At 41.2% G+C, this 23,535-nt stretch carries 23 protein-coding genes and 1 tRNA gene; 20 read left to right on the plus strand and 4 right to left on the minus strand.

The window, feature by feature from the left end; translation table 11 throughout:
* Positions 1–13 precede the first annotated feature (13 nt).
* The 7 genes from BMW45_RS12840 to BMW45_RS12870 all read left to right on the plus strand — a co-directional run bounded on the left by BMW45_RS12840 (position 14) and on the right by BMW45_RS12870 (position 8,298).
* Positions 14–1,954, plus strand: a complete 1,941-nt coding sequence (locus BMW45_RS12840; RefSeq protein ID WP_092244170.1) for a beta-glucoside-specific PTS transporter subunit IIABC — start codon at positions 14–16, stop codon at positions 1,952–1,954.
* A gap of 52 nt (positions 1,955–2,006) precedes the next feature.
* Positions 2,007–3,437 carry a 6-phospho-beta-glucosidase gene (locus tag BMW45_RS12845; protein WP_092244173.1) on the plus strand — a complete coding sequence of 477 codons (1,431 nt, stop codon included), beginning with the start codon at positions 2,007–2,009 and terminating at the stop codon, positions 3,435–3,437.
* Positions 3,438–3,541: 104 nt separating this feature from the next.
* The gene (locus BMW45_RS12850) at positions 3,542–4,450 is read left to right on the plus strand and encodes a histidine phosphatase family protein (RefSeq protein WP_207649070.1); all 909 of its coding nucleotides are present in this window, start codon (positions 3,542–3,544) and stop codon (positions 4,448–4,450) included.
* 119 nt (positions 4,451–4,569) lie between these two features.
* The gene (locus BMW45_RS12855) at positions 4,570–5,208 is read left to right on the plus strand and encodes a GntR family transcriptional regulator (RefSeq protein ID WP_092244176.1); all 639 of its coding nucleotides are present in this window, start codon (positions 4,570–4,572) and stop codon (positions 5,206–5,208) included.
* A 116-nt stretch (positions 5,209–5,324) separates the two neighbouring features.
* Entirely contained in the window at positions 5,325–6,461 is a 1,137-nt protein-coding gene (locus BMW45_RS12860; RefSeq protein WP_092244179.1) for an ABC transporter ATP-binding protein, read from the plus strand.
* Complete coding sequence (locus BMW45_RS12865; RefSeq protein ID WP_092244183.1) at positions 6,458–8,023, plus strand: ABC transporter permease/substrate-binding protein; 1,566 nt, start codon at positions 6,458–6,460, stop codon at positions 8,021–8,023. The genes BMW45_RS12860 and BMW45_RS12865 overlap by 4 nt, the downstream gene beginning before the upstream one ends.
* The gene (locus BMW45_RS12870; RefSeq protein WP_092244186.1) at positions 8,020–8,298 is read left to right on the plus strand and encodes a hypothetical protein; all 279 of its coding nucleotides are present in this window, start codon (positions 8,020–8,022) and stop codon (positions 8,296–8,298) included. The genes BMW45_RS12865 and BMW45_RS12870 overlap by 4 nt, the downstream gene beginning before the upstream one ends.
* Positions 8,299–8,411: 113 nt before the next feature.
* Here the strand turns inward: BMW45_RS12870 and BMW45_RS12875 are convergent, their stop codons facing one another.
* Entirely contained in the window at positions 8,412–8,939 is a 528-nt protein-coding gene (locus BMW45_RS12875) for a hypothetical protein (RefSeq protein ID WP_092244189.1), read from the minus strand.
* A 362-nt stretch (positions 8,940–9,301) separates the two neighbouring features.
* Between BMW45_RS12875 and BMW45_RS12880 the strand changes: the two genes are divergently transcribed.
* The 8 genes from BMW45_RS12880 to tet all read left to right on the plus strand — a co-directional run bounded on the left by BMW45_RS12880 (position 9,302) and on the right by tet (position 17,778).
* Positions 9,302–9,751, plus strand: a complete 450-nt coding sequence (locus tag BMW45_RS12880; protein ID WP_092244191.1) for a GNAT family N-acetyltransferase — start codon at positions 9,302–9,304, stop codon at positions 9,749–9,751.
* Positions 9,752–9,961: 210 nt separating this feature from the next.
* Positions 9,962–12,223, plus strand: coding sequence for an ATP-binding cassette domain-containing protein (locus BMW45_RS12885; RefSeq protein ID WP_092244194.1), 2,262 nt, complete (start codon positions 9,962–9,964; stop codon positions 12,221–12,223).
* A 12-nt stretch (positions 12,224–12,235) separates the two neighbouring features.
* Positions 12,236–12,658 (plus strand): MarR family winged helix-turn-helix transcriptional regulator, encoded by a 423-nt coding sequence (locus tag BMW45_RS12890; RefSeq protein WP_025234522.1) that lies wholly within the window; start codon positions 12,236–12,238, stop codon positions 12,656–12,658.
* Positions 12,659–12,691: 33 nt separating this feature from the next.
* The gene (locus BMW45_RS12895; RefSeq protein WP_092244197.1) at positions 12,692–13,561 is read left to right on the plus strand and encodes a GNAT family N-acetyltransferase; all 870 of its coding nucleotides are present in this window, start codon (positions 12,692–12,694) and stop codon (positions 13,559–13,561) included.
* An 82-nt stretch (positions 13,562–13,643) separates the two neighbouring features.
* Complete coding sequence (locus tag BMW45_RS12900) at positions 13,644–13,823, plus strand: hypothetical protein (RefSeq protein ID WP_207649071.1); 180 nt, start codon at positions 13,644–13,646, stop codon at positions 13,821–13,823.
* 110 nt (positions 13,824–13,933) lie between these two features.
* On the plus strand, positions 13,934–14,782 hold the full coding sequence (locus tag BMW45_RS12905) for a GNAT family N-acetyltransferase (protein WP_092244200.1): 849 nt from the start codon (positions 13,934–13,936) through the stop codon (positions 14,780–14,782).
* 25 nt (positions 14,783–14,807) lie between these two features.
* On the plus strand, positions 14,808–15,437 hold the full coding sequence (locus BMW45_RS12910; RefSeq protein ID WP_092244203.1) for an HAD family hydrolase: 630 nt from the start codon (positions 14,808–14,810) through the stop codon (positions 15,435–15,437).
* 388 nt (positions 15,438–15,825) lie between these two features.
* Entirely contained in the window at positions 15,826–17,778 is a 1,953-nt protein-coding gene (gene tet / locus BMW45_RS12915; RefSeq protein WP_092244206.1) for a tetracycline resistance ribosomal protection protein, read from the plus strand.
* Between the two features lie 74 nt (positions 17,779–17,852).
* Here the strand turns inward: tet and BMW45_RS12920 are convergent.
* Positions 17,853–17,938 (minus strand) — tRNA-Ser (locus BMW45_RS12920).
* A gap of 290 nt (positions 17,939–18,228) precedes the next feature.
* On the opposite strand from BMW45_RS12920, the gene BMW45_RS12925 reads away from it, so the two are divergent.
* Positions 18,229–18,450, plus strand: a complete 222-nt coding sequence (locus BMW45_RS12925; protein ID WP_025234517.1) for an HPr family phosphocarrier protein — start codon at positions 18,229–18,231, stop codon at positions 18,448–18,450.
* Positions 18,451–18,709: 259 nt separating this feature from the next.
* Positions 18,710–19,447, plus strand: coding sequence for a peptidoglycan recognition protein family protein (locus BMW45_RS12930; protein WP_092244209.1), 738 nt, complete (start codon positions 18,710–18,712; stop codon positions 19,445–19,447).
* Positions 19,448–19,528: 81 nt separating this feature from the next.
* Here BMW45_RS12930 and BMW45_RS12935 read toward each other — a convergent pair whose 3' ends face one another.
* A complete protein-coding gene (locus BMW45_RS12935) occupies positions 19,529–19,954 on the minus strand; it encodes a C-GCAxxG-C-C family protein (protein ID WP_092244212.1) in 426 nt (141 codons plus the stop codon).
* Positions 19,955–19,998: 44 nt separating this feature from the next.
* Entirely contained in the window at positions 19,999–20,775 is a 777-nt protein-coding gene (locus BMW45_RS12940; RefSeq protein ID WP_092244215.1) for a TMEM164 family acyltransferase, read from the minus strand.
* 300 nt (positions 20,776–21,075) lie between these two features.
* Between BMW45_RS12940 and BMW45_RS12945 the strand changes: the two genes are divergently transcribed.
* The 3 genes from BMW45_RS12945 to BMW45_RS12955 are packed head-to-tail and all read left to right on the plus strand — an operon-like array spanning position 21,076 to position 23,296.
* A complete protein-coding gene (locus BMW45_RS12945; protein ID WP_092244218.1) occupies positions 21,076–21,846 on the plus strand; it encodes a basic amino acid ABC transporter substrate-binding protein in 771 nt (256 codons plus the stop codon).
* Positions 21,847–21,864: 18 nt separating this feature from the next.
* Complete coding sequence (locus BMW45_RS12950) at positions 21,865–22,557, plus strand: amino acid ABC transporter permease (protein WP_092244221.1); 693 nt, start codon at positions 21,865–21,867, stop codon at positions 22,555–22,557.
* A gap of 4 nt (positions 22,558–22,561) precedes the next feature.
* Positions 22,562–23,296, plus strand: coding sequence for an amino acid ABC transporter ATP-binding protein (locus BMW45_RS12955; protein WP_092246451.1), 735 nt, complete (start codon positions 22,562–22,564; stop codon positions 23,294–23,296).
* Positions 23,297–23,535 lie beyond the last annotated feature (239 nt).

A 23,535-nucleotide genomic window follows, 5' to 3' on the forward strand; every position in this document is an offset into this window, starting at 1 on the left:
GGGGAGATTTGCCATGGGAAAATATGAGGAACTGGCAAAGAAAATTGTCAAAGAAGTAGGAGGGAAAGAAAACATTGCGTCTTTGACCCATTGTATTACCCGCCTTCGTTTTCAGTTAAAGGATGAGAGCAAGGCACACGATGAAGTCTTAAAGAAAATGGATGGAGTCGTTACGGTTATGAAAAGCGGCGGACAATACCAGGTGGTTATCGGCAATCATGTGCCTTACGTGTACGAAGAGGTTTGTCAGGCGGCGGGAATCAGCAGCGAAGGAGGGGAAGCAGCGGATGCAGGAAATAAAAAGCTGTTTGATAAGCTGATTGATACGATCAGCGGCTGCTTCCAGCCATTTTTAGGGATTCTCTCAGCAGGCGGTATCATAAAGGGTATATGCGCACTTTTGGTTTTTCTCGGCGTTTTTTCCACTACGTCAGGTACCTATGCAATGCTAAATGCTATTGGTGATTCTGTGTTCCAGTTTATGCCCATCATCATTGGCTTTACTGCAGCGGGAAAATTCAATGTAAACAGGATGACAGGCATGGCCCTTGGTGCGGCCCTGTGTTATCCGGGCATCCAGTTATCTGCCCTGTCAGGAGGAGACGTCCTTGGCGTGCTGTTTGAAGGAAGCGTTTTCCACAGCGCTTATTACTTAAAGGCGTTTGGTGTGCCCTGGGTAGCGAATAACTATTTAAGCAGTGTAATTCCGGTTATTATTGTGGTCTGGTTTGCAAGCTATGTACAGAAGTTCGCAAAAAAAATAATTCCGGAGATGCTTCAAAACTTTTTCGTTCCGTTTGTTGTTATGCTTGTATCCATGGTTGCGGGATTTTTGGTCATAGGGCCTGTAATATCTATTCTGACAAGTTTTTTAAACTCAGGATTTTCTGCCCTCTTTGCAGCTTCTCCGATCCTATTTGGTATTCTGACGGGATTCTTCTGGCAGGTATTGGTTATTTTTGGCCTCCATTGGGCTTTGATTCCTTTGGCGTTCATTCAGTTGGCTGAGCTGGGATATATCAACGTATTAAGCGGAATGTATGGCGCAAGCTTTGCACAGACAGCCTGTGTGCTTGCCATGTACTTTAAACTCAAGGATAAGAAAACAAAATCACTTTGTATTCCTGCCGTTGTTTCTGGTATCTGCGGTGTGACGGAGCCTGCGATTTATGGTATTACCCTCCCGAAAAAACTGCCCTTTATTTACTCCATGATCGGTGGTGCGGTAGGCGGAGCTATTATGACTACTATGAATGCAGCTTCTTATACCATGGGCGGCCTTGGAATCTTTGGGGTGGTAAACTATATTAATACTGCAACAGGAGATGCAAGCGGGATGGTTACTTCCTTTATCTGTATCGCCGTTTCTTCCTTGGTTGGATTTTTACTTACTTTCTTCTTCTGGAATGATAAGGAAACGCCGGAAGAGGATAATCAGGGATCTGACGCATCGACAGGGATACAAGAGAATCCTGCAAAGCTTCTTTCCATAGAGGTTCTTTCTCCGGTAGAAGGTGATATTGTTCCATTGGAAAATCTGGAAGATGCAGCATTTTCCAGCGGTACTTTGGGAAAGGGGATCGCCGTAAAGCCATCAAAAGGAGTTGTTGTTTCTCCGGCAGACGGTGTGATCAGTGCCTTTTTCCATACAAAACATGCGTTGGGCATTAAAGCTGACAATGGTTTGGAGATTCTGATTCACGTTGGAATGGATACCACAAGATTAGAGGGCGAAGGCTTCAATGCGAAGGCCGAGCAGGGTCAGAGAGTAAAAAAAGGCCAGGTCTTATTGGAGTTTGATATGGACTTTATTCATTCGAAAGGATATTCATTGGTGACACCGGTATTGATTACAAATTTAAGTGAACATGACGGTATGATTTTGTGGAAAGACAAGAAGGTCACTACAGAGGATTGTCTGATAGGAATTGAGAGAGCAGCTGCCCTTTCATGATCTTTGTGTCCGATACCATGAGCAGATAAATATATAGGAAAGGAGTTATCATATGGCGTTTAGAGAGGATTTTTTATGGGGCGGAGCAACTGCTGCCAACCAATGCGAAGGAGGATATGCAGAAGGAGGCAGGGGACTTGCCAATGTGGACGTGGTTCCGCATGGCAAAGACCGCTGGGCTGTCGTTACCGGAGCAAAGAAAATGTTTGACTTTGATGAGGAATACTATTACCCGGCAAAAAAGTCGATTGACATGTATCATCATTATCTTGATGATATTAAATTATTTGGGGAAATGGGCTTTAAAACTTACCGCCTATCCATCGCATGGAGCAGAATCTTTCCTAACGGGGACGACGAACTTCCCAATGAGGAAGGGTTGAAATTTTACGAAGCTATTTTCAAAGAATGCCGCAAGTGTGGCATTGAACCGCTTGTTACTTTGATACATTTTGATTGTCCCATGCACTTGATCACAGAATACGGCGGCTGGAGGAACAGAAAGGTCATCGACTTTTTTGTAAATTACTGTGAGACTGTATTTACCCGGTACAAAGGGCTGGTAAAGTATTGGCTTACTTTTAATGAAATTAACATGATTCTCCATGGCCCTTTTATGGCAGCAGGATTATTTTTTGAAGAGGGAGAAGACAGAACCCAGATTCAGTACCAGGCAGCCCATCATGAACTGGTTGCCAGTGCTTTGGCAGTCAGAATGGCTCACGAGATCGATCCGCAGAACAAGGTGGGCTGTATGCTGGCGGCGGGACAATATTATCCCTTCACCTGCAAGCCTCAGGATGTATGGGCGGCATTTGAAAGTGATAGAGAGGGATATTTCTTTGTTGATGTGCAGGCAAGAGGAGAGTATCCTGATTATGCCTGGAAACGTTTTGAAAGAGAAAAAATTAAGTTGGATATCACAGACAGTGATCTGGAAATATTGAAAGAATCGCCTGTCGACTTTATTTCTTTTTCTTATTATTCGTCGAGAGTAGCCAGCGGGGATCCAACGGCTGCAGGGACTACCGAAGGCAATGTATTTGCTTCCTTGAAAAATCCTTATCTGGAAGCCAGCCAGTGGGGCTGGCAGATCGATCCTCTGGGACTTCGCATTACTCTCAATGCTTTGTATGACCGCTACCAAAAACCGCTGTTTATCGTGGAAAATGGTTTAGGTGCGAGGGATGTGGCTGATGTAAATGGATATGTGGAAGACGACTACCGCATTGACTATTTAAAATCCCACATTGAGGCCATGAAAGATGCGGTTGAAATCGATGGTGTGGATTTAATGGGATATACGCCCTGGGGCTGTATTGATTTAGTAAGTGCTTCCACCGGAGAAATGAGCAAACGCTATGGCTTTATTTATGTAGACCTGGATGATTCGGGAAATGGAACCGGAAAACGCTTCAGGAAAAAGTCTTTTTATTGGTATAAGAAAGTTATTGCTGCTAATGGGGAGGATCTGACCTGTTAAAACTGGATGGAATGCTGCCATGCCCGTCAAGAGGGGGCGGGCCGGCAGCTATCCGGTGGGAATGATCTAAAGGAGTATATAATAATAAGGATGAGGAATAAAGAATGAAAAAATTTACCGGATATATATCAGCGTTTTTACTTGGAACCATGCTTTTAACAGGCTGCCAGACGTCTTCTGTGAAACAGCCGGAGACGGCAGTACCAAAGACTGAGACGGCAGCAACGAAGAATGAAACGGCAGAAATAAAGAATGAAACAGAGAAAGCATCTGTAGAAGAGTCTGCGGAAGCGATTGATACGGTGACACTTTATATCACACGCCACGGTAAGACCATGTTAAATACTTCAGACCGATCACAGGGCTGGATCGATGCACCGCTTACACCCGCAGGTATAGAAGTGGCAAGCGCTTTGGGACGAGGCTTAAAATTAGAGGGAATTGAATTTGACGCTGTGTATACAAGCGATAGCGGGCGGGCCATTGAAACGGCAGAAATTGTTCTGAAAGAGAAGGGCCAGAATCTTGAGATACATAAAGACAAAAGGCTCAGGGAGTTTAACTTTGGTACTTATGAAGGTATGCCAAATGATGAAATGTGGGGAGCAATTGCAGCAGCGCAGGGCATAACACTGGAGGATATGATGGCTTCCATGCAGACAGGAAGCTTCATGGATACGGTTGCACCTTTTGCAGATACTCTGGCACAGCTGGATAAGGATAAGGCGGCGGAAGAGGGCAATTGGCCTGCGGAAGATATTGCCACAATCCAGGACCGTTTACAGGCGGCATTTAGCGATATCGTAAAGGAATCCATGGAAAAGGGCTATGGGGATGTTCTTGTAGTTTCTCACGGATTAAGCATCGGAACTTTTCTTTCTACAGTCGATGCAAATGCTAAAGTGCCGTCAGCAGGCCTTAAAAATGCCAGTGTATCAAAAGTGGTTGTCAAAGATGACATATATACAGTTGAAACGGTGAATGATTTGTCTTATGCTGAAAAAGGAAAATGATTATAAATAGATCATAAAAGGAAAGAGGGGATGGAATTAACCTCATCTTGCTTTGTATCACGTTTTAGGCTATACTGGTGTTGCTTTATACTATAACAGGCAAAGGAAACGTGATTTACATGGACATAGAGATTAAGCATAAAACAGCAATTCCCCGCTATCAGCAAATTGCCGTAGAGGTGGCGGCCCGGATCGCCAATGGGGAATATGAGGTAGGTGAGAAGATATACGCCCGTTCATCCCTGGCCAGCCAGTACAGCGTATCTCCGGAGACTGCACGGCGGGCGATCTGCATACTTAGCGATCTGGGGATCGTAACCTCGGAAAAGGGTAATGGGATCATCATTAGGTCCCAGAAAAAAGCAGCAGAGTACATCCAGCAAAACAGTAAGCGGCAGACCATCGATACAATCAAAGAGAATCTTTTAAAGAGTTTCAGCCGCCAAAAACAGGAAATGGAAAATTTAAATGACTGCCTGAAGGATCTGATAGAAGCCTCCGTACATTTCCGGTCAATGAATCCGTTTATGCCGTTTGAGATACGGATCACTAGCAACTGTGTTCATATAAATAAGACGGTAACGGAAATCCAATTTTGGCAGCGGACCGGGGCAACGGTGATTGCAGTAAGCAGGAATGATACTGTCATGAAATCCCCCGGACCATACGTTGCTCTTTCGGAAAATGATACCATATATTTCATAACTCAGGATGACACTCCTGATCGTGTAAGAGAATTTTTATATCCGTCCAAATAATAATTTTATCATAACGCTTGAAGCCATTTCGCTTCAGGCGTATTTTTTGAAATTTGACAAAGTGACAACTCTATAATATAATTAAGTTGTTACTTTGCTAAAAAGGAGGGAGATATATGATACAATTTGAACGTATTTCCAAACGTTATAAGACAAAGCAGGTTCTGAATCAAATTACATTTACGATAAATAGCGGTAGTCTGGTTGCTATTATTGGTGAGAGTGGTTGCGGAAAGACCACGCTCTTAAAAATGATCAACCGGCTGATCAAGCCCACATCGGGTACGATCTCCATTGACGGGAAAAATATCGGCAGCATGGATGAAGTAGCCCTGCGGCGGAAAATCGGATATGTGATCCAGCAGACGGGACTGTTTCCCCATATGACAGTTAAGGAAAATATTGAGCTGATTCCAAAGCTTGAAAAGATGCCGCCTAAGGACGTTGATGACAATACAAAGAAGCTGATGCAGATGGTCGGACTTGACTGTGATGAGTTTTTGAATCGTTATCCGACGGAGCTTAGCGGTGGGCAGCAGCAGCGTATCGGAGTTGCCAGAGCTTTTGCCACGGATCCGGATATTATCCTGATGGATGAGCCTTTTTCGGCCCTGGATCCCATGACGCGGTCAGATCTTCAGGATGAGTTAGTGCAGCTGCATGCAAAGTTAAAGAAGACGATCGTTTTTGTAACACATGACATGGATGAGGCCATTAAGATTGCGGATATGATCTGCATCATGAAGGATGGCGATATTCTGCAATATGACACGCCGGAGAATATCTTAAACAACCCTGTGGATGAGTTTGTTTCAAACTTTGTAGGAAAAAACAGGATCTGGTCTTCACCGGAATACATCAAGGTTTCTGACATTATGATCGAACAGCCTGTCACTGCCACCAAAGACTTATCTGTCTTAAAATGCATTGAAAAGATGCGCAGGAACAAGGTCGACAGCCTGCTCATGGTGGATCGGGACAGCAGGCGTCTGATCGGGATTGTCAAGGCCAGAAAATTAAGAGGCATTGAGGACAGAACCCAGATGGCAGAACAATTTATGTATGAGGACTTTCCTACCCTTTTACCGGAACAATGTATACTGGATGCACTGAAAATAGTGACCGAAAACCAGGTGTCAACGGTTCCGGTGGTTGATGATCAAAGGCGTCTTAAGGGGCTCATTACGCGGAGCAGTCTGGTGACGACCCTGAGTCAGCAATACTTTGATTATGAAGGAGGAGAGTCAGAATGAACTTTTGGAATTATATAATCAGTAATTATCCCCAGATTCTTTCATTGTTGATCGAACATCTGAAGCTGACTGCCATATCGGTGGGTCTGGCTATCCTGATCGGGGTGCCCCTTGGCATTTTTATATCCTTTGCGGCGAAAGCCAGTAAACCGATATTAGCGGTTGCAAATGTGATTCAGGCAATTCCCAGTATGGCGCTGCTTGGTTTCATGATCCCCCTATTGGGAATCGGTGTCATTCCTGCAATTGTTGCAGTCGTTCTATATTCTCTTCTTCCCATTATTAAGAATACCTATACTGGAATTGATAATATTAATCCCCAGACGCTGGAGGCGGCCAAAGGAATCGGATTGACGCCCTTTCAGGTGCTGACAAAGGTGCAGATTCCCCTTGCTCTTCCTGTTATTATGGCAGGAGTGCGGATCGCTTCTGTTACAGCAGTAGGGCTGATGACCATGGCTGCGTTTATTGGTGCCGGGGGCCTTGGATACCTGGTATTTTCCGGGATACGTACGGTAAACAACAATCAAATTCTGGCTGGTGCTATTCCTGCCTGTTTGTTGGCACTGATGGTAGACTTTCTGATTGGTCTTACAGAAAAGCTGGTAACTCCGGCCAGCCTTCAAAAGGGAGATGCCTCGGTTAAGAAAAAAAGCAGGAATATCCAAAAGGCAATGCTGGGAGCGGCTGCAATGCTGGTTGCGGCTATATTTCTTTTCACATCCGTTGGCAGTGTATCAGGGGATGCCCGTACCCTATCAGTTGGCTCAAAAGATTTTACGGAGCAAGAGATTCTTGGGAATATGGTGGCAGATTTAATAGAAGACAGAACGGATATCACAGTAAACAGAAAGCTGAGTCTGGGAGGGTCACAGGTGTGCTTTGCAGCAATGAAGACTGGAGATATTGATCTTTATATAGACTACAGCGGTACCTCATACACTGACATCCTCAAACATCCGCCGATCAGTGATATGGAGCAGGTGTATAAGACGGTAAAGGAAGAGTATAAGGAGCAGCTTAATCTGGAAGTGCTTAAGCAGATGAGCTTTAATAATACTTATACATTGGCTGTAACGAAAGAAATGGCTGAGAAGTATCATTTGAATAAAATAAGTGATCTTGCCAAAATAAGCGATACCTTAACATCCGGTACTACGTTTGAATTCTCCAACCGGGAGGATGGATTGTCCGGACTTCAGAAAACTTATGGTTTCCAAATAGGAAAACGCCTTACTTTAGATTCAGCTCCCCGTTATACGGCTTTGGGAAGCGGTGAGGTGGATATCATAGATGCCTTCTCCACTGACGGATTATTAAAAAAATTCGACTTAAAAACGCTGGAAGATGATAAAAACTTTTTCCCGCCTTATTTTGCCATTCCGGTTATTCGTGCGGAAGCTTTGGAGAAATACCCTGAAATTGCCGGAATCATGGAAGAATTGGCACCGTATTTAACCAACGAGGTTATGATTGAACTGAACTACAAAGTGGATGAATTACAGCAGACACCTGCTGCAGTCGCTCAGGATTTCCTGAAAGAGAATGGATTGATATCATGATTTATGGGATTCTGCTTTTTGCTTTTCTATCCTTTATTTTTACTTCTCCCAAGTGTCGCTGGCTGATGAGCGCTGACCAGCCCCTGTCCCTAAGGGAAGAAAGAATCGGTTTAATGTTTGGACGGTATATGCGGGATGTGGCAGTTGTAATGCTGCTTTTATGGTTGCTTGGAACTTTGCGCATTCCCTGGGTATATGTGATTGCAGGATGTGTGTTTATCCTGCGTACATTGAGTTTTCTCATTCATATGGCTCAGGTTTTTATAAATGATTAAATGCTGTCCGGAAAGAAAGAAGTTAAGAATATAGCGAACAAGAGCCGTTGCATCGGAAAGAAGATGCAATGGCTCTTGTTATATTTTGACCAGTAACAGCAAAAGAGTATAGCCTATAGCTCTGACAAGTAAATGCAGTAGTCTAAAATAACATTGCCATGCTCATCCTTCTCGGAAAATCTCGGACAGTTATACCTTTCGAAAAAACAAATCCTTTTTTCATTATCGTCCTGAAAATCACCCATACCATGTTCCTGGAATTTAGCAATACACTCATCGTGCATGCCATAGATGCTGCCGTCATCCTCTTTGCCTTTTATCCAGCACACACCGATGCTGCCCTCATCCAAATCTATAAAATCATAGCCATCGGGGACAAATGTATCAGGTGGAAGGAACATGCCAATCCAGTATTCAAAAGTGTTTTCAATATCGTTGCTGTTGCAGCGCATAAAACCCAGATAACTGTTTTCAATATTCGGGTCACCGTTTAGCTTTTCAAGCTTCTCAAACCAGCCGTTTCGAAACCATTCCATCCATTTGTGGCCAAATCCGCCAGATCTGTCAGCGTTGGTATAGCATTTCCCAATAAAACGCAGTGAGGGTAAATGCTCTTTATTGACTTTAATAATCTCTGCCATTTTTATTCCCCCTATTTTACGACCTTTTATAACCTTATTTTAACAGAAATCCGCCAGAATACAATATAGCAGTCTGGAAAAAAATGGAGGCAACTGCTCTGATCAGACACGTACCCAATACCGCCGTATTTATTTGACAGGAACTCAAATAGTCAATATAATGAGAGCAAGATAAAGGACGGTGATATTAAGTGCGAAGCTTTATACTAAATACAAAGATGATTTCTCCACCTCAAACAAGGAAAAGGCAGATGAAACATTGTTTGAGGCATATCGTATATATCAGTTTCATCGACAACCGAAATGAAAGGCGTATAATGCCTTGTTTTGTCGTGCCTCAATAAAGAATAGGAGGTAATGAAATGTCAAATTTTCATATTGTAAATAACAGGAATGACAGAGAAATAAATGATTTACTAAATATCTGGGAATCTGCAGTTGCAGCTACTCATACGTTTTTATCAGAAGATGACATCCAGGCGATCAAACCGGAGGTTGTAATGGGATTAAAAGAAATTGAACATTTGTATTGTTATTATGAAGATGATACTCCTCATGGTTTCATAGGTGCAGCCGACGATAAAATTGAGATGCTGTTTATCCATGATAAAGCCAGAGGAAAAGGAATTGGAAAGAAGCTTATCCGCTATGCTGTAGATAATTTAGATGCAAAATATGTTGATGTAAATGAACAGAATGATCAGGGCATAGGATTTTATAAACACATGGGTTTTCATGTCATTAGCAGGTCAGAGCTAGATGAACAAGGCAGACCATTTCCAATACTGCATCTTAAATTAAGTGACGGTTAAATAGTAACAGGTTGATAAGAAAAAGGCGAAGAACCATGCAGGGGATCGCCTTTTTTGCCTAATATCTGATTTACAATTCAACAGCATTATGAAACTATATTTCCATAAAGTTCTATTCTATATCATTGCAAAGAAGTAAAAATGGTGATAGGATATAGTTGACACACTCATATATCAACCGTGTCATATATATAATGGAAAGGTAAAATTATGTCTGATAATTATATTCGGGTATCTGGAGCTAGGGAGCGGAATCTAAAAAATATTAATGTCCTGATACCCAAAAAAGAAATTACGGTTTTTACAGGAGTATCCGGTTCTGGTAAATCGTCACTCGTATTTGATACAATAGCAGCAGAATCCCAAAGGCAATTAAATGAAACCTACACCAGTTTTATCCGTCACCGTATGCCCCATTACGGAAAACCCGATGTGGATATGATCGAAAATTTATCGGTAGCTTTTATAATCAACCAAAAACGGTTGGGCGGTAATGCACGGTCAACGGTAGGCACGATTACAGATATTTATTCTTTATTGCGTCTGTTGTTTTCACGAATTGGAAAACCTTTTGCCGGATATTCCGATGTTTTTTCATTCAATAATCCGGCTGGAATGTGCAGCTGCTGTCAGGGATTAGGAAAGATGGAAGCAGTTGATATTGAACGTCTGTTAGATAAAAATAAATCATTAGATGAAGGAGCAATCCGTTTTCCTACTTTTGAACCCGGCGGCTGGCGGCTGACCCGATATATTTATTCTGGATTTTTTGATAATGATAAAAAAATTAAAGACTATTCCTCCGAAGAACTGGATCTGCTTCTTTACGCTGACGGCATTAAGGTGAAAGATCCTCTTCCCGAATGGCCTAAAACTTCATTGTATGAGGGGGTGGTTCCACGGATCGAGCGGAGCTTTCTCAAAAAAGAGGATGGCGAAAAAGTTAGATACAGCAAAGAAATTGAGGGCTTTATCATAAAGCAGGATTGTCCCCACTGCCATGGAACACGCCTGAATGACAGAGTATTATCCTGCAAAGTGAACGGTAAAAATATAGCGGAATGCGCTGATATGCAGATAAACGAATTATTAGAATTTATCCAGTTAATCAATGCTCCTGTGGCGGCAGCAATTGTTTCAGAATTGGTGAATCGTCTGCAGCAAATGGTATCCATTGGATTGGACTATTTAAGTTTAAGCAGACAAACATCCACTCTATCGGGCGGGGAATCTCAAAGAATCAAAATAGTTTGCCAGCTGGGCAGCAGCTTAACAGACCTTACTTATATTTTTGACGAGCCCAGTATAGGACTGCACCCTCACGATATAAGCAAGATCAATGACCTTATGAAACTTTTGCGTGACAAAGGCAATACCGTACTTATCGTGGAGCATGACCCTGATATAATAAAGATTGCAGACCAAGTGATTGATATGGGGCCCGGCGCGGGAATCCATGGGGGTGAAATCGTATATCAGGGGAGCTTACAAGGGTTAAAAGCATCGGGTACATTGACAGGGAAGTATCTGTCTTACCGGCCTGAATTAAAAGCTGGCACACGTACCCCGAAAGGCTGGCTTTCCATTCACAATGCAACGCTGCACAATTTGAAGAACCTTTCAGTTGAAATACCCAAAGGAGTAATGACGGTTGTGACAGGGGTTGCCGGTTCAGGAAAAAGTACGCTTATCAATCAGGTGCTGCCCCGATTTTATCCTGATACTGTTTTTATCGACCAAAAGGGAATACAAGCATCAAAGCGTTCCAACATAGCAACCTTTACAGGTATCTTTGATATGATCAGAAAACTATTTGCGAAAAGCAACGGTGTCAGCGCCTCCCTGTTCAGTTTCAATTCCCAAGGAGCATGTCCTGCTTGTAAAGGCTTAGGTGTTACCTATACAGATTTAGCGTTTATGGATACCATGGTTACAGTATGTGAAGAATGTAACGGGAACCGTTATACCGACGAAGTGCTCGGGTATAAGCTAAGAGGTAAAAATATTGGTGAAATACTTAAAATGACCGTATCGGAGGCCTTGGAATTTTTTCGGGAAGAAGAAATAAGAACAGTACTGAAAAGGCTTTCAGATGTTGGAATTACCTATATTTCTTTGGGGCAGCCCTTGAACACACTTTCAGGAGGGGAATTGCAGCGGATCAAACTGGCTTCCGAGCTTTTAAACGGAGGGAAAGTTTATGTTTTGGACGAACCCTCAACAGGTTTGCATATGGCTGACATAAAACAGTTGATTGGTATAATGAATCGTCTTGTAGAACAAAATTCCACCCTTATTGTAATAGAGCATAATTTGGATATTATTTGCCAGGCAGACTGGATTATTGACTTAGGCCCACATGCCGGACAGCATGGCGGTAAAATTATGTTCACAGGGCTGCCGGAAGATTTAATTAATTGTAAAGATTCCCTGACAGGAAAATCCCTGAAAAAATATATAAATAAAATATAGGAGATCGGCTTTATGGCAGTAAAAGAATTAGAAGAAAATTATGTCCCTTTTCAGTGTATGATTGTATCTGATTCAAACAAATTTAACGTAGAAGGTGTTTCAACTGCACAGTACTATATCCTTGATACGTTGAGTAATCAAGGGCCAAAAACAACGAAAGAGCTTGCCGAAATGAAAGGAATCTCGCAGTCGGGTATTTCAAAATTGACGAAACGGCTGTTGGAAAAAAAGTATATCGTACAGGAAAGGCAGCTTAATGACCGCCGTTCCTATAAAATTATACTGACCAGTGAAGGAAAAGCCTTTTTAAACCGCGTCGATGATTTTGGAAATGAAATCATGAACTTAATTGAAGAAGCATTAACGTCAGAGGAAGTAAAGGCCTTTTCAATGATGTGCAAAAAAATCACCAGCTTGTATGCTGAAAAAACATGATAGCTTAAGTGGGAAGAGAAGGAGGGCGGTTATATGAATTATATCTTTACCAACAGCATTAAAGATGATAATGCATTACGGCGCAGTTATAACAGTTTAGCTGAAAAAACCTTTGGACTGTCTTTTGAAGAATTTTATCAGAATGGATATTGGACAGATAAATATATTCCATATTCCTTGATTGATGATGGAAAGGTAATTGCTAATGCATCTGTGAATATTTTAAAATCCTTTTATAATGGGCAGGAAAAACGATGCATCCAGATTGGCACTGTTATGACGGACTCCGATTATAGAAACCAGGGGTTATCCAGATATTTAATAGAAAGAATTTTAAGTGAATGGAAAGAAGCATGCGATACCATGTATCTGTTTGCCAATGACAGTGTTCTTGATTTTTACCCTAAATTTGGTTTTGTAAAAGCCGTTGAATACCAATGCAGCAGTCCGATCACTCCAACAAAAGGACGCGTAAGGAAACTTGACATGAGCCATGCAAGTGATCGTGAATTCTTGAAGCGGTATTACACGAAATCCAACCCATACTCCGCGCTTGCAATAAAGGATAACTATGAATTGTTTATGTTTTATTGTACTTCATTGATGAAAGATTGTGTGTACTTTCTGGAAGATTTTGATGCTGTAATAATTGCTTCAAATAAAAATGAAATTTTAACTTGTTATGATATTTTTAGCGACGGGAATCATGCTATGATTGAAATGGTATCCAGAGTAGCAGAGTCTCAAATACGCACTGTAGTTTTTGGCTTCACTCCTGCAGAACATGCAGCTTTTCATTCACAAATTCTCGAAGAAGAGGATACAACTCTTTTTATTCTTAAAGGAAAGGATAATTGGTTTGTGAATCATCAAATGATGTTTCCTGTTTTATCACATGCATAAATAAATCAAAGCAAGAGCAACGATGATGTATCATAGGGAATTATGAGATGTAACTAATTGAAAGAACAAAGGAGAATCTTACATGAGCCAAAATATATACGACAATGAACTGTTTTTTAAAGAGTATATGAAATTAAGGGGTGAAAAAAGCTATAATGATTTATTGGAACAACCTGCAATGAACAAATTATTGCCGGATATCAAGGGGAAAACAATTTTAGACATAGGATGCGGAATGGACATAATAGCTTATGGGCTATAAAGGAAAAGCCGGATTTGGTGAAAGAATTTATTAAGCCTACATTTCTGGTTATAAAAGCAAAAAAGTAATCATCTTATTTAATTAGTGAAACAATTAGCTGAGGAGGTCAAATGTTAGCTTATAGAACTTTAAATGATGCAAATATAGAAACACTTCACGAGGCATTTCGGAATGCATTTTCCGATTATCAGGTTGAAATGAATTTACCCATTGAAACATTCAAACAAATGCTGCAAAGAAGAGGGTATGCTCCGGAGATATCCATAGGTGCGTTTAAAGATGATCGATTGGTTGGTTTCGTTCTAAATGGACTTCGAAATTTAAACGGAAAAACAACGGTGTATGACATTGGAACAGGCGTTATCATTGATTACAGAAGACAAGGTGTCACAAGTAGCATGCTTTTGAATGTCAAAGAAGTACTTAAACAAAATCAAATAGAACAGTATTTACTTGAGGTTATTCAATCCAATACGTCTGCACTTCAATTGTACAAAAAAGAGGGATTCAAGATTCGAAGGAATTTTTCCTGCTTTAAAATAGACAAAAAAAGTTATGCTCCTGTGAAAAACCATAAAGTTGGGCACACGGATCAGATGGCGTGGGAACAATTAAGAGAATTCTGGGATTTTGAACCTTCATGGCAAAATTCAATTGATTCGGTAAATGCGGTATCAAAAGAATTTCTATATTCTATTGTACATTATGATAATACAATTGCTGGATATGGTATTATTAATAAAAAGACAGGAGATATCCCTCAAATTGCAGTAAAAAAAGTTTATAGAGGGAAGGGGATTGGCAGAAGCATTGTTACTGATTTAATCGAAAATACGGAATCTCAAAAAATAAGTACCCTCAACGTAGACGACGAATCAAAATGTATGAAGGATTTTCTGATTAAATCAGGGTTTGCACCAACTGTGAGTCAGTATGAGATGCTTTTGCACATAGGATAGGAATGAAGCGCGGAGGAGGTCATATATGAGGTATAAGCATATTGTTTTTGATATTGACGGAACATTAATAGATACGGAATATGCAGTTCTGCACTCTTTGCAAGACACCTTAATTGCCGTAACCGGGATTAACAGGGAAATCAACGAGCTGACATTTGCATTGGGGATTCCCGGAAAGAACGCATTGAAAAAACTTAACGTCCCGGAACATTCAATTTCGCTTATTCTGGGACATTGGGAAAAATGTATGTCCAATTACAGCAATACGGTATGTGTTTTTCAGGGCATAAGTGAGTTGTTGGACGCCCTTGTACAATACGGCTGTGAATTAGGGATTGTCACATCAAAAACAAGAGAAGAATTTAAACAGGATTTTGAACCATTTGAAATTAGCAAATATTTCACAACGATTATTTGCGCTGATGATACGGTGGAGCACAAGCCAGATCCAGACCCTCTTTTCAAATACATGGAAGTCTCAAATGCGAACAATAACGAATTGATTTATATTGGGGACAGTGTATATGACTGGGAATGTGCCAAAAGTGCCAAGGTTGATTTTGCTTTGGCGGGCTGGGGCAGTCTTTCCAGAGAAATAATGGCAGATTATTACTTAGAAAAACCTGACGATCTTCTTTTAATTATGAGGGATTGAACATATGATGCAACAGAAGAACATTCCATCGCCTGCCGAAGCTCAAATAACTCCAAGCGAGCTTGACAACTCTGGTATTTATAAGGTAATATGAGAAAAGCAATATAAGGAGATAAACTACTATGCGGCAAGGTATTCTTAAATAACAATCAATTGAATGATGGCAGGTATGAATTATTTAGCCTTATTACAGGTGTAATGGGCTTGGTTTTTTGTACCTTAATTTAAGAATACTTTCATATTTTATTGATGCCGCTGCGCTGTAGAATCTTCTTTCTAACAGCTTTTTAAGTCGTGCTCATAATTGTTATGATAGCAGTCCCCTGTGATGAAAGTATTTCAATCACAGGGGACATTTGTATTATAACGATTGTATGAGGTGTGACTTATGAAAATAATGAATATAGGAATCCTGGCTCACGTAGATGCAGGAAAAACAACATTAACAGAGAGCATGCTCTATACCAGCGGTACAATTGCTGAATCTGGGCGTGTTGATCGCGGTTCGACTATTACAGATTCTATGACACTTGAAAAACAGAGAGGAATTACAATACAGGCGTCTATAGCATCTTATGAATGGAAACATGTTAAAATCAATTTAATAGATACCCCAGGGCATATCGACTTCTATGCAGAAGTAGAGCGCTCCTTAAATGTATTAGATGGTATTGTTTTACTGATCTCAGCCAAGGACGGTATTCAGGCACAAACACGTATTCTTTTCGATGCAATAAGAAAAAGGAAGCTTCCTGCTTTGATTTTTATTAATAAAATTGATCAGCCAGATATCGATCTTGAATTAATATATAAAGATATCAAAGAGAAATTAACTTCCCATATTCTTGTAATGCAGAGAATTACAAATGATAATACTCTTTTACCCACGGAAATTGATGAATTGTCAGAAGAGATTAGAGATACGATTATTGAGATGGATGATACTTTACTGAAGAAATATATGCTAGATCAACCTATTACAGCGGAGGAACTTTTAAATAGCAGAAGAAAAAATATTAGCAGCGGTAAGCTTTTGCCTATTTATCATGGCAGTGCTCTGAAACATATAGGAACAAAAGAACTGATGGATGCTATTCTTATAGAATTCAATCCGATTATATTACCGACAGACTCCAAACTCGCTGCATTGGTATATAAAATTGAAAGAGATGATAATCGGAATAAGCGCACATATATGCGTATTTTTGGAGGCTCAATTAAAACCCGTGATGTACTAACCCCCGAAGGTCATTCTGACAGTATGAAAATTAAAAAGCTGGAAACCTCAAGCAATGGTAAAATTGTAGAAACCGACAAAATTGAATGCGGTGATATTGCTATTTTCCCAAATGAAGCCCGGCTAAAAATAGGAGACACCATAGGTACAATACCACGGAACAACTTGGCTTTACATGATAACAGCCTGATCATGCAGGCTAATATTTCCCCCATGTTTTCTTCCGATAGAGCAATTTTACTGGAAGCCTTGTCGGAACTGTCTGAAACAGATCCTCTTTTACAATATAAACTGGATTCCAGAAGCAGTGATATCATAATGGAGTTTCTTGGAAAGGTTCAAATAGAGATCATTGTTGCTCTATTGCAGAGCAGATACCATCTTCAGGCTAAAATAGAAAATGTAACAACTATTTATAAAGAGCGTCCTTTAAAAAAAGCGACTTTTACCGCTTATATTGAAGTTCCGCCAAATCCTTTTTGGGCCTCCATCGGATTGTCAATAGAGCCTCTTCCTATTGGAGCAGGAGTACAATATGAAAGTAAAGTGTCATATGGGTATTTAAAAAAGTCATTCCAGAATGCCGTTGAAGAAGGAATTCGATCTGGCTGCGAACAAGGGTTATACGGATGGGAATTGACGGATCTTAAAATTTGTTTTGAATATGGATTGTATTATAGTCCAGTAAGTACACCGGCTGATTTCAGGCATCTGGCTCCTGTCGTGCTTGAACAAGCTTTTAAACAGTCAGGTACAGAGTTATTGGAACCGTGTTTGTCATTCCAACTTTATGTCCCCCAAGATTGTAATGCTCGTGTTTATAATGACTTAAAAAAATATCATGCAATGATTGAATCAATAAAAACACGGCATAATGAAATTGTAGTGACTGGAAAAATCCCGGCCCGCACATCACAAATTTACAAAGAGCAGCTTTCAGAGTTAACAAAAGGCTGTGGAGTTTTTTTAACAGAACACGCAGGATACCAGCAAAATACCGGAGAAATTTTTATTCAGTCAAGAAAGCCAGATGATCGGTTGGACAAAACCCGCCACTTATTTGATAAGGCTTATGAAGAAGTTTCGCCCCTAAAAACGACTTGATGTAGCTCCAGCTAAAAATGAGAAACACCCTGCTTTTTACTTAGCAGGGTGTTTCTATTTGACCAATCTTTTAGCGGAAGCGGTGGGATTCGAACCCACGTGCCCTTGCGGACAACCGCATTTCGAGTGCGGCTCGTTATGACCACTTCGATACGCTTCCATGTAGAAAATATGCTGTTTGTATGCGGAGACCACTTGATTTCAAATCAGGTCCGTAATGGCCGCTTCGTATATGCTCCGCCTTATGAAAAAGACGAACGATACAATTATACACGAGAAATCTAATTTTGTGTAGTACTTTTAGCAAATTTTTCATTTTTTTCCGTATAAGCACCAGTGCTATGGAAATAATAGGAACATATATGAAAAAGTGCATATTTTTTTGTGAAAAACCCATTTGTTTTTGTTAAAAAGACACACAAAAAAATATCAAAAAAGGAGGTGCCAGAGATGAGGAATCTGAAACATACATTTTCTACGGTGGAAGATCTGGTTGCATTTGTAGTAAGAGCGGAAAGGTGCAGCTTTGATATTGATGTCATTTACAACCAGCTGGTTATTGACGGAAAATCGCTGATGGGAGTTATGCTCATCGGCATTGGAAAACAGGTTGAGATCGTTTGCCACAATGCAGCAGCTTCTCCTGAAGAATTAGTAGGCCATGCCGCTTAAATACTGGAATATTAAAACATCAGGCAGGAACAGAGAGGAAGAAGCCGGTCCCATCTTTTAAAGGAAAAGGGGACCGGCTTTCCCTGTTTGTTTCCCTGACCATTGCCATGACAGTGGTCTGCAGTCTGCCAGGCAAGACCCGGTCTGATAATATTTAATTTAATAGGAGATTTAATTTGCAGTTTTAGCCTGTTTCTGATTGACTTTAACCTAAGGAAAGACGTAAACTTAGTAAAAGGGAAAATCAGGAGTTTGAGATATGACAAATCAGACAAAAGAAAGCTATGACGAACTGGAACGCCGCCGCCGCGCCAGAATAAGGCAGCAGAAGCAAAAGAAGCAGCAAAAAAGAAGGCGGATCATCTACATAGTGGTCAGAGTAATCATTCTGTCCATAGCCCTGGCAGGGATCGCATGGGGGATCAGTTTGCTGTTTTTTAAAAATTATGTGGATCTAAAGAGGGTTACCATGCCTGTCTGGGTGAAGGAGGACTTTATTGAGCCAAATCCTTACTCAAGACCCGGGACAGAAATGAAAAGAGCGGATGGAATTGTGGTTCATTATGTGGCCAATCCAGGTACTTCGGCCAAACAGAACTTGAATTATTTTGACAGTCTGAAGAACCAGTCTGGAGACAAGAAAATTTCGGCCAGCAGCCATTTTATGATTGGGCTGGAAGGAGAAATTCTTCAGGGAATTCCTATTTATGAGGTAGCTTATGCCACATCCAAGGAAAAAAATGTGGATACGGTATCCATTGAATGCTGCCATCCTGATGAGACAGGGAAATTTAATGATGAAACTTATGATTCCCTGGTAAAGCTGACGGCCTGGCTTTGCAGGAATCTGGGATTGACGGAAAAAGATGTGATAAGGCATTATGATGCCACAGGTAAGGACTGTCCAAGGTACTTTGTAGCTCATGAGGATGCGTGGAAGAAGTTCCTTTCAGATGTGAAAGCGGCCAGAAAGCTGCCGGATGAAGGGGAAAGATAAGGATAAAGATAAAGATAAAGATAAAGATAAAGAACCTCCAATAGGCCCTGTCAGGCTTATTGGAGATTCTCCCAATGTACATTATTCTTCTCCAAATAATTCATGGTCTATGATTCTTACGGCATCTGCGATGCAGTCATTGCAGGAACGGAGGACCTTTCCGGTTTCCACGCCCTTTAAATCCTTGCAGATCACGCTTTTGTTTTGTTCCTTAAATTCTGACAAGCATTTTTTTGACGCTTCGTGAGAGGTCCTCTTGGAATCCGGCCGGTCTAGGTGGACGGAACTGTTCTTTAGTCCGGAAAGTACGGCAGCTGCGCTGATGGCCCCGCAGGTACCTTCCATACCGCCCATACCAAGACCCATGCCTTCCGTAACGCGGAACATGGTTTTCTCGTCAATGCCTGTTTTATCACAGAAGGCACAGGAGACAGCCTGTGCGCAATTATACCCCTTTGCATGCTTATTTAGAGCTTCTTCCACTCTTTTTGATGTTGTGTCTGACATGTAATGTTTCCTCCTGAAGTTATGATATCCACTGTATTGCCCGGTTAAGTTTCGGTCTGGGCAGAAAACAAATGAAATTTAAAAAATATTACGTGAAACAGAAAGCCGCCCAGGCAGGTGGCAAACAGATAAACAGCATTCCCTATGGATATGCCGTATTTTAACGCAATTTCATGAAAAACGATCTGAGCCGACGGGTAATAGGGGGAAATGTAGAACATATCTGCCTGACCCAAAGGCTTTGCCGTCCGATTGATAATAGAAGCTATGATGCAGCAGATGAAAAACAGGGGGAGTGTCCGCACGAATCCCAAAATCGAAGTATCGGAAAGACGGGAAAATGCGATGGCCAGCCCTATAAAAATCAAAAGCAGGTGCCAGATCAAACCGTGAAGGGTTAAGAACCAGTAAGGATGAAAAAGCCCGGATGGTTCTGCCAGTGCCATGATGCCTCCTAAAAGGTTGAAATCCTGCATAAAGGTGCATAGCACCCTTTGAACGTCCTTAGATGGGACCAGCGGAAGAATGAGGCAGAGGTACATGGGAAGGCTGCAAAGCTGAAATGGAAAATACCACCAGTTGTAGGTCTGTTCATTTACCACATAATATAAAAAAAGCTGTTTCCAGCATTCGGAGGCAGCCAGAAGAAGGCCGCAGAAAAAAAGCAGCCGCGGAAGTCTGGAGCTGTTTATTTTTCTGGTGGTGTAATAAGCCAGAAAAACCACAGAGGCAAGCCCGACGGCAATAAATATGATGTGGAACAGAGAATAAGGAGCCGGTGGATTCATGGGCCATGCTGTTTTTTCAAGGAGTTCCTTCATAGCGATTACCGACCTTCCTTTCTTACTTCTGATTAAGCTGTATTATCGTAAAAAGCATTTGCGATAATCGGATTGACGGGCTAAAAAGCAGCCCTTTTATTGAAGCTTGCACTGCAAGTTCCGATAAATCATATTATATAGGATTGCCTGAAATCATGCAAGATAAATGGAAATTCTTCGGAAAAATAAGAATCTTCTTCTTATTAAGTACTTGATTAATTCCGAAAATGCTATATAATGTATAACTAGCACTTTATTTAATAATTATGCATATTTGTGTATATAAGAGGAGGAATCATTATGAAAAGGAAAGTAATTGCTATGGTGGGTGTTGCATGTATGGCAGCTTTATTAACTGCTTGTGCAGGTTCCGGAACAAAGACAGAGACAACTGCTGCAGAACAGAAAGAAGCAGGAAAACTGGTTATGGTAACCAATGCAGAATTTCCGCCCTATGAATATTATGATAAAAATGAGATCGTTGGAATTGATGTGGATATTGCAAGGGCTATCGCTGATAAGATGGGTGTGGAGCTGGATGTTGAGGATATGGCCTTTGATTCCCTGATCCCGGCTGTCCAGTCCGGTAAGGCGGACTTTACTGCCGCCGGTATGACCGTCAACGAAGACCGAAAGAAAAATGTTGATTTTACCGATACTTATGCAGAAGCAGCCCAGGTAATCATTGTTAAAGAAGGCAGTGAGATCAAAACACCGGATGATTTAACTGGAAAGAAGATTGGCGTACAGACCGGCACCACCGGTGATATTTATGCAGATGATATTGAGAATGCGGTCGTTAATCGTTATAATAAGGGAATGGAAGCAGTTATGGCTCTTACTCAGGACAAAATTGATGCAGTCATCATTGACCGTGAGCCTGCAAAGGTATTTGTTAAGGAAAATGCCGGATTGGTGATCCTTGACGAAGCATTCACCGAGGAAGAATATGCAATCGCCGTTAAAAAAGACAACAAAGAGCTGTTAGACAAAATCAACGGTGCCATTAAGGAATTAAAGGAATCCGGTGAATTAAAGAAGATCGTGGATAAATACATTACCGCGGAATAATAAAAAAGGAAGAGTGCCATGTGGGAAAAGCTAAGAGATGATTTTTATCAGAATTTTATCGTAGATGACCGTTGGAAATACATTACCGGCGGCCTGCAAAATACGTTAAAGATCACGTTTTTTGCAGTTTTGATCGGTATTGTACTGGGATTTCTGGTTGCGATCATTCGTTCAACCTATGAAAATACCCATAAGCTGAAAATATTAAATGCAGTTTGCAGCGTTTATCTGACGGTGATCCGCGGGACGCCGGTGGTTGTACAGTTGATGATCATGTATTTTATCATCTTTGCATCCACTGATCCGGGCCAGGTGCCAACAGCGATTCTGGCATTTGGAATCAACTCTGGCGCCTATGTGGCGGAAATCTTCCGCAGCGGTATCAGTTCCATTGAAAAAGGACAGTTTGAGGCCGGCCGAAGCCTGGGCTTTAATTACGCCCAGACCATGTGGTTCATCGTTATGCCCCAGGCCTTTAAAAATGTGGTTCCTACCCTTGCTAATGAATTTATCGTCCTTTTAAAGGAGACTTCTGTGGCAGGTTACATAGGGCTGCAGGATTTGACCAAGGGCGGCGATATCATCAAGAGCCGTACTTATTCTGCGTTTATGCCTCTGATTGCAGTGGCCATTATTTATCTGGTTATGGTAATGGTATTTTCATATCTCGTAAAATTACTGGAGAGGAGGCTGCACAGAAGTGAGCATTAATAGAATGGAAAACCCCCTGATTCAGGTACAGAATCTGGGGAAAAAGTTTGGCGACATAGAAGTGCTTAAGGATATTACCGTTGATATTTATAAAGGGGACGTAGTATGTGTGATCGGGCCTTCCGGTTCAGGAAAAAGCACATTTCTCCGCTGCTTAAACCATCTGGAGGAACCCACCGGAGGACATATCCTGTTTGAAGGCGTGGACATTGTAGATAAGAAAACCGACATTGATAAGCACCGTCAGAAGATGGGAATGGTGTTCCAGCAGTTTAATTTGTTTCCTCATATGACGATTTTAAAGAATTTGACTCTTGCGCCCATGAAGCTTCAGGGACGCAGTAAGAAGGAGGCAGAAGAGCAGGCATTAGGGCTTCTTCATAAGGTAGGTCTTGCTGACAGGGCGGACTCTTATCCCAATCAGTTATCCGGGGGACAGAAGCAGCGTATCGCCATTGTCCGTGCGCTGTGCATGAATCCGGATGTCATGCTGTTTGACGAACCAACCTCCGCTCTTGATCCTGAGATGGTAGGCGAGGTGTTAAATGTAATGAGGGAGCTGGCTGACGAGAAGATGACCATGGTCGTGGTTACTCACGAAATGGGGTTTGCCAGAGAAGTGGCGACCCGGGTCATGTTCATGGACGGCGGTTATTTCCTGGAAGAAAATGAACCAAATGAGTTCTTTGCCAATCCTCAAAATGACAGATTGAAGCTCTTTTTGAGTAAGGTGCTTTAAACATTTATTGATTAAAAGAAAAAGACAGATGAGAGTCTGCCCCTGATTCTATCGGGTGGATAGATAGGTAATACTGGTTCGGTCTAAAACCGTCACGAAAGTGGCGGTTTTTTTATTATGCTTTTTCATTCAAAAATCCTATCATAAGCAATCAACTATTGGTATTTTTCAACAAATGTAAAATGTGTTAAAATAAAAACAAGAATGTTAAAAAAATAACTAGAAGGGAGTAACAAAGG

Source organism: Lacrimispora sphenoides, assembly GCF_900105215.1.
GTDB classification, from domain to species: domain Bacteria; phylum Bacillota; class Clostridia; order Lachnospirales; family Lachnospiraceae; genus Lacrimispora; species Lacrimispora sphenoides_A.

Coding starts and splice junctions, on each gene's coding strand:
- BMW45_RS12840 (WP_092244170.1), top strand. CDS start 14: ATGGGAAAATATGAGGAACTGGCAAAGAAAATTGTCAAAGAAGTAGGA.
- BMW45_RS12855 (WP_092244176.1), top strand. CDS start 4,570: ATGGACATAGAGATTAAGCATAAAACAGCAATTCCCCGCTATCAGCAA.
- BMW45_RS12900 (WP_207649071.1), top strand. CDS start 13,644: ATGAGCCAAAATATATACGACAATGAACTGTTTTTTAAAGAGTATATG.
- BMW45_RS12895 (WP_092244197.1), top strand. CDS start 12,692: ATGAATTATATCTTTACCAACAGCATTAAAGATGATAATGCATTACGG.
- BMW45_RS12845 (WP_092244173.1), top strand. CDS start 2,007: ATGGCGTTTAGAGAGGATTTTTTATGGGGCGGAGCAACTGCTGCCAAC.
- BMW45_RS12945 (WP_092244218.1), top strand. CDS start 21,076: ATGAAAAGGAAAGTAATTGCTATGGTGGGTGTTGCATGTATGGCAGCT.
- BMW45_RS12905 (WP_092244200.1), top strand. CDS start 13,934: ATGTTAGCTTATAGAACTTTAAATGATGCAAATATAGAAACACTTCAC.
- BMW45_RS12875 (WP_092244189.1), bottom strand. CDS start 8,939: ATGGCAGAGATTATTAAAGTCAATAAAGAGCATTTACCCTCACTGCGT.
- BMW45_RS12870 (WP_092244186.1), top strand. CDS start 8,020: ATGATTTATGGGATTCTGCTTTTTGCTTTTCTATCCTTTATTTTTACT.
- BMW45_RS12880 (WP_092244191.1), top strand. CDS start 9,302: ATGTCAAATTTTCATATTGTAAATAACAGGAATGACAGAGAAATAAAT.
- BMW45_RS12860 (WP_092244179.1), top strand. CDS start 5,325: ATGATACAATTTGAACGTATTTCCAAACGTTATAAGACAAAGCAGGTT.
- BMW45_RS12910 (WP_092244203.1), top strand. CDS start 14,808: ATGAGGTATAAGCATATTGTTTTTGATATTGACGGAACATTAATAGAT.
- BMW45_RS12885 (WP_092244194.1), top strand. CDS start 9,962: ATGTCTGATAATTATATTCGGGTATCTGGAGCTAGGGAGCGGAATCTA.
- BMW45_RS12950 (WP_092244221.1), top strand. CDS start 21,865: ATGTGGGAAAAGCTAAGAGATGATTTTTATCAGAATTTTATCGTAGAT.
- BMW45_RS12935 (WP_092244212.1), bottom strand. CDS start 19,954: ATGTCAGACACAACATCAAAAAGAGTGGAAGAAGCTCTAAATAAGCAT.
- BMW45_RS12890 (WP_025234522.1), top strand. CDS start 12,236: ATGGCAGTAAAAGAATTAGAAGAAAATTATGTCCCTTTTCAGTGTATG.
- BMW45_RS12925 (WP_025234517.1), top strand. CDS start 18,229: ATGAGGAATCTGAAACATACATTTTCTACGGTGGAAGATCTGGTTGCA.
- BMW45_RS12850 (WP_207649070.1), top strand. CDS start 3,542: ATGAAAAAATTTACCGGATATATATCAGCGTTTTTACTTGGAACCATG.
- BMW45_RS12930 (WP_092244209.1), top strand. CDS start 18,710: ATGACAAATCAGACAAAAGAAAGCTATGACGAACTGGAACGCCGCCGC.
- BMW45_RS12865 (WP_092244183.1), top strand. CDS start 6,458: ATGAACTTTTGGAATTATATAATCAGTAATTATCCCCAGATTCTTTCA.
- BMW45_RS12955 (WP_092246451.1), top strand. CDS start 22,562: ATGGAAAACCCCCTGATTCAGGTACAGAATCTGGGGAAAAAGTTTGGC.
- BMW45_RS12940 (WP_092244215.1), bottom strand. CDS start 20,775: ATGAAGGAACTCCTTGAAAAAACAGCATGGCCCATGAATCCACCGGCT.
- tet (WP_092244206.1), top strand. CDS start 15,826: ATGAAAATAATGAATATAGGAATCCTGGCTCACGTAGATGCAGGAAAA.